This window comes from uncultured Gimesia sp. (genome assembly GCF_937910335.1).
GTDB lineage: Bacteria > Planctomycetota > Planctomycetia > Planctomycetales > Planctomycetaceae > Gimesia.
In genome coordinates this window covers 1-9,459 of record NZ_CALEMX010000469.1, presented here as the reverse complement: position 1 = coordinate 9,459, position 9,459 = coordinate 1, and the positions used below count along the sequence as shown (strand labels likewise).

6 protein-coding genes are annotated in these 9,459 nt (G+C 47.8%); 5 read left to right on the top strand and 1 reads right to left on the bottom strand.

Annotation, left to right across the window (positions count from 1 at the left end; all coding sequences use genetic code 11):
- From Q0668_RS18665 to Q0668_RS18650, 4 genes are all read left to right on the top strand, one after another.
- Positions 1-1,057, top strand: a 1,057-nt coding sequence (locus Q0668_RS18665) for an MFS transporter (RefSeq protein WP_298867397.1), incomplete at its 5' end; no start/stop codon positions are given.
- A 565-nt stretch (positions 1,058-1,622) separates the two neighbouring features.
- Positions 1,623-3,590 (top strand): PDZ domain-containing protein, encoded by a 1,968-nt coding sequence (locus Q0668_RS18660; RefSeq protein WP_298867396.1) that lies wholly within the window; start codon positions 1,623-1,625, stop codon positions 3,588-3,590.
- Positions 3,591-3,756: 166 nt separating this feature from the next.
- On the top strand, positions 3,757-4,296 hold the full coding sequence (locus Q0668_RS18655) for a hypothetical protein (RefSeq protein ID WP_298867394.1): 540 nt from the start codon (positions 3,757-3,759) through the stop codon (positions 4,294-4,296).
- Positions 4,297-4,462: 166 nt separating this feature from the next.
- The gene (locus tag Q0668_RS18650) at positions 4,463-5,818 is read left to right on the top strand and encodes a patatin-like phospholipase family protein (protein WP_298867393.1); all 1,356 of its coding nucleotides are present in this window, start codon (positions 4,463-4,465) and stop codon (positions 5,816-5,818) included.
- A 137-nt stretch (positions 5,819-5,955) separates the two neighbouring features.
- Here the strand turns inward: Q0668_RS18650 and Q0668_RS18645 are convergent, their stop codons facing one another.
- Complete coding sequence (locus tag Q0668_RS18645; protein WP_298867391.1) at positions 5,956-8,148, bottom strand: FdhF/YdeP family oxidoreductase; 2,193 nt, start codon at positions 8,146-8,148, stop codon at positions 5,956-5,958.
- A 248-nt stretch (positions 8,149-8,396) separates the two neighbouring features.
- Between Q0668_RS18645 and Q0668_RS18640 the strand changes: the two genes are divergently transcribed.
- On the top strand, positions 8,397-9,459 hold a 1,063-nt coding region (locus Q0668_RS18640), incomplete at its 3' end, for a redoxin domain-containing protein (RefSeq protein ID WP_298867389.1).

Here is a 9,459-nt window from a genome sequence, read left to right as displayed (position 1 = left end):
TATCGATGAAGGTAAAATTGGTGGATTGGTTTCCGTGTTCGGCTTCACGCTGATTCCCATGGTGGTCGCCGCGGGATTCCTGGTTGACGCACTGGGGAAACAAGCGGTCCTCGGTGGCGGGTTTCTGTTGGTCATTCTCAGCCTCGTAGTACTCGCTCACGCACGCCACTATCCTGCCGCATTAATCGCTGTTCTCATATTGGGCACGGGTTGGTCTGCATTGGTGAATGTTTTGAACGTCACGTCTCCGCCGGCGTTCGTGCCTCCAGAAGAACTCCCGCAACGTATGGCGTATGCCATGAATATGGGTGATTTCATCTTCGGAATGGGAACATTTCTGACTCCATTGATCATCATGTTTTGTGCACGTAAGTTTGGGTTGATTCGAACCTTGTACGGTTTCGCAATAGTCTCGGCTATTCCACTTCTGTTAGGGCTAGGCGTCGATTGGCAAGCATTAAAAGTGACTTCAACTCAAACCGTGGCTGGAGGATTGGCAACGCTTTTTTCTGATCCCATTGTCTGGCTCTGTTCCATCGCATTTTTCTTTCATATACCAACGGAAACGTCGATCGCGACGTGGGCTACAACGTTGATGACCGACAAGAAAGTCAGTGAAGCTAATGCCTCAGCGCTGCTCTCACTGTTCTGGTTAACGTTCATGGGGTCGCGTCTGGTAACCGCATTGATGCTGCCAGTAGGAGCCGATACCTCTCTCGTGATCATGATGGCCTGTTGCAGTATCGCCATCACATTGAGCATCGTTTTTTGTCGAGGCGCAAAATTGATGTGCTTTTTGATTGTTGTCTCCGGCGCTGTTGTAGGGCCAATCTTTCCGACATTGATTGCAATTTTGCTGGGACATGTTGAGCCGGCATTACACGGACGCACGGTTGGCATCTTCTTCTGTATTGGCGGTATTGGCTGGACCATCGTTCCGATTCTGATTGGCATGTATGCAAAACGAACTACCGTGCAACGTGCCTTTCTCATTTCCACTGGCTCCGCAGTCTTGCTGTGTATCCTTTCGGTCTTGTTGGCCTTGCAATTGGATTAAAAGTCTGTCGCATATGGTATTGGAGCTTCTGCGATACGATGCGAGAATAATTTCTGGTTGTTGGTTCAGTAGACGGTGATTTGAGTGCGCGCATTCGATTTTTCATAAGAAAACGCTCATTTCTTGCAATTTATGATCAGATACATCAGAATAAATACGTGAACCGAGGGCTCGATTTGAATCGGGTTTCATCAGGATTTTCCAGGAGGAACACCATGGGAAATATCGTGAGAAATACACAACAGCGTTCGTTCGTTGTTCTGTTGAATCGCTTTCGCTTTCTTCAACAGAGACGACCCCTCATAAGTGGGGCGATGCTTGTTCTCTCCGATACTCCCTCCCTACCGGACATGACTGGATTCACCGCAGTTGATTCATTGCCTCTCCTTCAGAAATTCGGAGTGCCGAGAATCGATTTCATCTATTGGCAGTCTCAACTCAAGCAGTTTCGAGAATGGTTGCAACCGCTGCAGATCACTCTGCTACAACTGACATCCTTGCGCTATTATCGATCTCATCAATATCGACACCACCGAAAGTCTTCTTAGGAGAAAGGGCATTGAAAATGAATACACGTTATCGCAACAATATGACGCTGTTCCGTTTTGCAATTACATTTCTTGTACTTGTAGGAATTTCCGATTTTGCGTTCTGCGGCACGGTCACCGGCGCCGACACGGGAACGAAAGGTGCCAGACTGCGGGTGGCGCTCGCAAAAGGGGAAGTTGCCAAAGTCGGTGATCGCGTAGAAATATATCTGGTCGTACCCAATGTTGGTGTAGAAGCGAGTGTTGCCACCGGTCGCGTTGCGAGCGTAAAAGGCAAGACGATTGAAGTAGACGTAGTCAAAGCCAGTGGAACAGTGATCGCCGGGCAAAAAGTCCGTTTTCTCACAAAAAATCCGAAGGCCGTTAAAGGGACCCCTGAAGATGGATCAGTCCCAAAAGAAACCAACGCAAGGATTGGAATGGTCACTCGAACTGTCAATACGGGTGATGTTGCCAGGCTCGATCTATCAGAGCGGCGCGGGATTGTTATTTTGGCTGTCTGGCCTGATCAACCTGCCGAAAAAGCGGGTGTGCAAGTCGGTGATGTGATTCTCAAACTGAATGGCGTTCCGATTGCAAATAATCTTGAGTTCAATAATTTGAGGAAGAACTGGCGGGTAGGTGATCGCATACAGATGGATTTGATTCGAGCGGGTGAGAAGAAATCGGCAACAGCCACTTTGGTCAAGAGACCTGAGACGAGCGTTATTATCGAGAATCTCAAAGATCTTGCCGAACAGGATTCCGCCTGGGCTGGACTTCTGGGGATGGAGTATTACAAATCCCAGGGGATCGTCAAGCGTGATATGAAGCAGGCCGTTAAGTGGATTACGAAAGCGGCAGAGGGAGGGAATCATGAGTCACAGTCACAAATGGCATGGTTGTACAATCGGGGAGAAGGTGTTGAAGTTGAAGTTGATCATGAGCGTGGTTTTCAGTTCGCCAAATCTTCTGCCGAAGGGGGTTATCCAGCAGGACAAGCCGAACTGGGGCGCTGTTATTATTTCGGTTGGGGAACAGACAAGGACAGTAAGTTAGCCGTGCAGTGGTGGCAGCGCGCAGCAGATCAGAACGATGCAAGGGCAATGTTTAATCTGGGTCGTGCCTTTGAACAGGGTTATGGTGTTGATAAATCTCTGACTCAGGCATTTCACTGGTGGAAGAAGTCAGCCGAGTCAGGCTATCCTATGGCACAGACGCAAGTCGGTTTATGTTATCAAAGAAGTATTGGCACAAAACAGGATTTTGCACTGGCGCGGTCCTGGTATGAAAAAGGAGCGGCAAACGGTTTTCCGGAAGCGATGAACAGTCTCGGTGTGATTCATCAATATGGTCTGGGGGTCCCCCGTGATTATCCGGAAGCGATTGAGTGGTATGAAAAAGCTGCTGCAAAAAATAATACCAATGCGCTAGTAAATTTGAGTGATCTTTACGAAAGGGGCCACGGTGTCAAGCAAAATTCTGATCAGGCGATTAAGTACCTGCTTCAGGCGGCGGAAGCAAAAAATACAGGCGCGCAAATCGCGCTTGGTTACAGGTATTCCCGAGGTCAGGGAGTGGAAGTGAATCATCTCAAGGCACGCGAGTGGTTTCAAAAGGCAGTCAATCTTGGAAATATCGGAGCGTTAACGAATCTGGGAGTGCAGTATCTGTACGGGAACGGCGTCGAGAAAGATTACGAAAAGGCCGCGGAACATTTTCTGAAAGCAGCCAATGCGGAACAATCGATGGGACAATTTTATATGGGTTTGATGTGCCTGCATGGATGGCATTACGAGCAGGATTATCCCGTTGCACTCAACTGGTTTCGAAATTCTGCCAAACAGGGAAACCTGAATGCCGAAGCACAAATTGGTTATATGTACGAAAATGGCTGGGGACTTCCCAAAGATCGCGTCGAGGCAATCGCCCGATATATCAAGGCGGCTAAAGGGGGCAATGTGTTCGCCCAGAAGCAACTGGATCGCCTGGGAGTAAAGAAATAATTCAGAAAAATGATAAGAAATCACTCTTAGGAACGATAAGGTTGTATACGCGATCAAAGAATAAGTGTGTATCCTGTGTCATTCCAGTTCCATTTGCATCAGGCGATCAGGGGTCTTAAACTTTTCGGTGTTCTTGTTGCACGCACATTTCAGGGAGTGAGAGTTGATGAAAAAAGAAGAACTGGCCTTTATCGGCTGCCGATTAATTGCGCTGTTTTATGTTACGAAACTATTAGAGACGGTCGGGTCATTTGCGACGTTTCTTGTCATGTGGAGGACTCAAGCGATTGATTTACCATTGGCGAATGTTGGGATGATCTTTCTTCAGATCCTTCCATTTACATTTTATGTAATTATCGCCTGCCTGCTCTGGTTTGGTGCAGGCACGATCGTGCGATCTCTGTTGCCCGATACCGAGTTTAATCAAAATTCGCGTAGTATCTCTGCAGAACAAGTGCAATCAGTCGCTTTTACAACCATCGGCCTGTTGATGTTAACCTGGGGTGTTACTGGTTTAGCCAAAGTTCTGTATCAGGTGTTCCAATTGAATCAAGCGAGCAATTTTGCGCATTTTTCAAATACGCTTAAGGCGGAAGGTATTACAGTTGCCTGCCAAATTCTATTCGGCTTTTATTTGATATTAGGTTCTCAAGGATTGAGTAAATTGGTAGCGCGGCTGCGGCAACCAAAGTTGAATAAAATTTAAATACTTACGTTGGTGGAAGGATCCTGTACTCGTTCAAGGTATTCAAAGAAAACATAATTAATTGAGAAATCCCCAGGCCTCTGGTGCCGGAATGACTAATTACTTCTGTGTCACTTAGACTCTCATTGTAGAGAAAACACAATCGTAGAAGGAAAAGGGAATTTACATGGCTGGAGATATTTCTTCGGAAGTTGTTGACCCTACAGATTGTGAAGACTTGGCCAAACAGCTGGATCGTGTAAAGACGCACTTGCAAAAGTCAAACGTGACAGGTAAGGATTGCAATCGTACCTCAGCATTGGTTCTCGCAGGAGGAGGTGGGAAGGGCGCCTACGAAGCTGGTTGCTTACTGGCATTTTGGGATTGTGGTCTAAGAAACTTCCAAGCCATATCTGGTACTTCTGTGGGTGGCCTCAACGCTGCTCTTTTTAAAAGGCTGTTGCTCGATAAAGATCGTTCTTTAATACTACAAGTTTGGTCAGATATGAGTTTTGGCAGGGTGCTTAAGGGAAGTCCGCTGACGGTCATTAAGTTACTACTTTACATACCCATTAGCATCCTTTCGCTAACTACCTTACCAAAGATTAATCGCCCTCATGAAGGAGAAATGGAGTGCGGCTCGGACTGGTTAGTTAAAAACTTGGTCATTTCATTGGGCTATATTGCAGCGGTCATCATAGGTGCGGCCACTTTGTCAGTGATTCTACCCTGGCTACGCAATCCACTTATAGATAAAGACAATTTTGACAAGACAGAATTTATGATCATTCTGTCATGCATATTCATTATAGTAACCCTTTGTCGGTGGCTGAGTTCGCGACTAGGACTTGCTGACAATGCACCATTGCGACAGACTATCAGTTCCGTTTATGACGATACACTTCGGGATGGTGATCCTGCGGTCATATGCACATTGGCAGCCGCTGTGAATGGCCAGAGGGACCAAGCTAGAGCTAGCCATGCAACGTACTCGACTCTCGCCAACGCAGCAACAAAAGAGGAGGTCATTGACCTTCTCCTTCAGACTGCTGCACTGCCCGAGGTCTTTCGAATGAAAAAGATTCGTGGCAATTATTATATTGATGGAGGGGTTGAAGATAACATTCCCATTCTTGGAGTTTATCCGATTCGGCCAGAGCGAGTTTTTGTGATCTATCTTGATAGTTGCTACAATTTGATGTTAGAGCAGCGTAAGAAAAGCCATCTGGGTTTGGTGATTCAGGGAGTCAAAACTGTCTGGTATCGGGAAACAGCTTTGAAACTGATGGAATCTGCTAGATTGGAAAGAATCACTCGTCGCAGGGGAGAAGTCTGGGAAGGTCCCCTCAGTTCATGGTTCCAAGCGTTGGAGCTAGTGCCCATCATTCCTGACCGTTCCTTAGGGAACTTCTTTTTTGGGACGCTCAACTTCAGTCAAAAGAAGTCGCAGGAACTTCTGCGTTGGGGATATGAAGACACGTTAAAGACTTTGCTTGCGTGGCAACCGAAGTCTGACCCTTCTGCTAGTGAAATGCAGTCTTAACGAATTCGGTATGACGTGTGATATAGATACAATTTCGAAGCGGCCGCCTATAGAGCGCTGATGCAATAAAGCACTACAGCCGCACATTTAATTACTCTGGAGCTTTTGGTACTGAAACGCGATTGGGAATTCAGAGATCACGCGTGCGCAGTTTCTTCCGCTTCGATGGTAATCGGCACTCCCTTGAAGCCCGGGGTTTTGGAGAGTGGGTCGACGGTGTGGGGAACCAGGATGTTGGCTTCGGGGTAATACATCAGGGCGTTGCCGGCGCGGATGTCGAATGGTCGGACCAGAATGTATTGCATCTCCCCTGCTTCGCTTTTGATATGGACTCGTTGATCAGGCTGAAAGCCGAGCCGGTCGATGTCAGCTTGATTCATAAGGATCACATCGCGGCGCTCCTGACCGCGGTAGATGTCTTCTTCGTCGTAGACCACACTGTTGAACTGACCTTCCGAGCGGATTGTCATGAGGCTCAGTTGATTTTCAGCGGTAGACCGTTCGGGTAATGGAATCGCGTGGAATTTGGCTTTGCCAGTTTCGGTAGGGAACTTGTATTCTTCGAATGCCCGGCCTGTAACGTGGAATTCCGTGTTGGATTGAATCGTCTCTTTCATGCCCTCATAACCGGGAATCAGATCGGCGATCAGTTCGCGGATTGCGGTATGGCTTTCGAGTTTTTTCCAGTCGATACGGTTATCGCCGGCGAATAGTTTTTGGCCGATGGCAGCCAGTATCGAAACTTCGCTGCGTGGGCCTTCATAGCGGGAGGTGCCGCCATCACTCATGCGAACAAAACTAAACATCGATTCCTGAGTGGTTGGCTGTGGTTCTTCATCCCGGGGTAGTACAGGCAGAATCAATGTCTCTTCCCCTGTGCCCCAGACGTGTCCTGTGTTCAATGTTGTGGAGAGATACATGATGGTTTTGACCCGGTTCATCGCTTCCAGCGCATAGGTCGTATCAGGGTTGGAGCCAAACAGGTTGCCGCCCAGGCAGAATGCGAAATCGATTTCTCCCCGATGAGATGCTTCCATACAGGCCATTGTGTCGTAACCGGGAGTGGTGGGAATTTTAATGCCGAGCTGACTTTCAAAGCGTTCGAGCATTGCTTGTTTCATGCCCGGCGTCACGCCTACGGAACCGAGTCCTTGCACATTACTATGCCCGCGAATCGGCATCAGGCCCGCTTTTCGACGACCAACCATACCTCTTAACAGCGAGACGTTTGCAATCGACTGGACGTTATTTGTTCCATGCAGATGGTGGGTGATTCCCATGCACCAGCCGATTACCACATTTTTGGCAGAGACATATTGCTCAGTAATTTCCTGAATCGTGGCTTTGTCGACGCCACTTTGTTCGACGATTTCATCCCAACTGGTGTTTTGAACCTGTTCCTGAAAAGCTGCGAAGTTTTCAGTGTGTTTTGCAATGAAGTCGGGATCGTGCGATTTATTTTCGAGAACTTCTTTTGCGATCCCGGTCATTAATGCCAGGTCGCCGCCAATATGAGGTTGCACGTACATGGAAGCGATACTGGAACCAAACAGCATGCTGCGCACATCACTGGGAACTTTGAAGTTGACCAGCCCGAGTTCTTTGACCGGGTTAATCACGATCACTTTTCCGCCACGACGCCGAATTTCCATGAAGGCTTTCATCAGCCGCGGATGATTGGAGGAAGGATTGGCACCGATCAGAATATAGAGGTCTGCATGATCCAGATCTTCAAGACGAATCGTCCCAGCTCCCGTGCCTATACTCGAACCCAGGCCGACACCACTGGCCTGATGACAGTAGAAAGAGCAATTGTTGACGTAGTTCGTACCCATTAAACGCGACATCATTTGAAACAGAAAACCGGCTTCGTTGGAGGAGCGACCACTGGCATAGTAGTAGGTGCGTTCCGGGCCTGCTGCTTTCAAACGATCTACAATCAGATCAATGGCCTGATCCCAGGAAATCGGTTTGTAGTGATCTTCTCCCGGTGAAAGCAGGAGCGGTTCAGTCAGTCGTCCACTGTATTCCAGTTTTCGAGACGAGAAGGCACGTAATTGATCGATGTTGTATTTGGCAAAAAAATCGGTAGCGACTGCGGGTTGCATATCAGATGCCATCGCCTGAAATGATTTTTTACAGACTTCAGGAAACAATCCGGCTTCATTGACCATGCCCCCCTTTTGTCCGCCCATGCCGACAGCGCAGGTTTTGCAGGAGTTTTTGGTACGCATCGATTTCCAGAGTTTCCACCAGCCGACTCGATTTGCCAGGGTCAGGCTATATTTAATTGCTTTCCAGCCGCCGCCGCTACGTGGAGCTTTCACCATTGCCATCCTTTTTTTATCTGCATCGTCTCTACACAGAAGTGAACTATGTAAATTTTGTCTTAAGGTATTTTGGATTCTTTTGCCAATATCTGCAACCAGTTGAAGTTACGTCGAGTATATACAATGGAAACTATGCAATCAACGGGGGAAGACTACAATCAGATCGTTGGGGGTTGCTAGTGTTTCCTTGAGGTTGATAAAATAGCTATTCCTGTCTTAATAAAAAGTTGAGGAAGAAGGATCTCTTCATGTTTCGTGCTTATCTAATCTGCTTGAGTTCACTGGTTTTGCTTTGCGGTGGACCACTGTTTTCTGAAACAAAAACGAGTTCTCTTAAAACACGTTTATTAACGTTCCGTTTGCCGACGATTGATGGCGGAATTGTCGAACTCACCGAGAAATCTGAACAAAAAGCGACTGTCGTCTGTTTCCTGGGTGCCGAATGTCCGCTGGCCCGATTGTATGGCCCCAAGTTGAACGCGATGATGGCGACATATCAGTCACAGGGAGTTCGATTTGTCGGCGTAAACAGTAATCAGCAGGACTCACTGGAGGACGTACAGAAATACGTCAAACGCTATGAGATCCAATTTCCCATCGGTAAAGATTATGGCAACGCTGTCGCCGACCAGTTTCAGGCGGTTCGTACTCCGGAAGTCTTTGTGCTGGATCAAAGTTTGAAGATTCGCTATCGCGGTCGGATTGATAATCAATATCTACCTGGCATTTCCCGCGCAGAAACCACGTCGCATGATCTGAAGAACGCACTGGATCAAGTGCTCAGCGGCGAAAAAGTGATGGTGGCCAGTACGAAACCTAACGGATGTCATATCGGTCGTGTGAAAAAAACAGAGGTCAAAACAAGCCTGACCTTTTGCAAAGAAGTGGCCGCGGTATTAAATCGTCATTGCGTGGAGTGTCATCGTAAAGGAGAAATCGCGCCGTTCGGTTTGACCGACTACGATGAAGTGCGCGGCTGGGCTGATACGATGCTCGAGACCATTGATGACGGTCGGATGCCGCCCTGGCATGCGAGCCCCCTGTATGGCAAATATGCCAATTCACGGTTTATGTCAGATCAAGATAAAAAAATTCTGCGCGACTGGGTCGCTGGTGGAATGCCGTTCGGTGATGTGAAAAATTTACCGAAGCTTCCTTCATTTCGCGATGGCTGGCATCTGCCTCAAGTACCGGAGACGGTGTATGAAATGCGGAATAAACCGTTTGTCGTTCCCAAAGAAGGTGTGGTCGAATATCAGTATTTCGTCGTTGATCCAGGATTCAAAGAAGACAAGTGGGTTACCGGAGCGC

Bases quoted from the DNA above. Each gene is read 5' to 3' on its own strand.
- Q0668_RS18660 (WP_298867396.1), top strand. From the start codon at position 1,623: ATGAATACACGTTATCGCAACAATATGACGCTGTTCCGTTTTGCAATT.
- Q0668_RS18655 (WP_298867394.1), top strand. From the start codon at position 3,757: ATGAAAAAAGAAGAACTGGCCTTTATCGGCTGCCGATTAATTGCGCTG.
- Q0668_RS18650 (WP_298867393.1), top strand. From the start codon at position 4,463: ATGGCTGGAGATATTTCTTCGGAAGTTGTTGACCCTACAGATTGTGAA.
- Q0668_RS18645 (WP_298867391.1), bottom strand. From the start codon at position 8,148: ATGGTGAAAGCTCCACGTAGCGGCGGCGGCTGGAAAGCAATTAAATAT.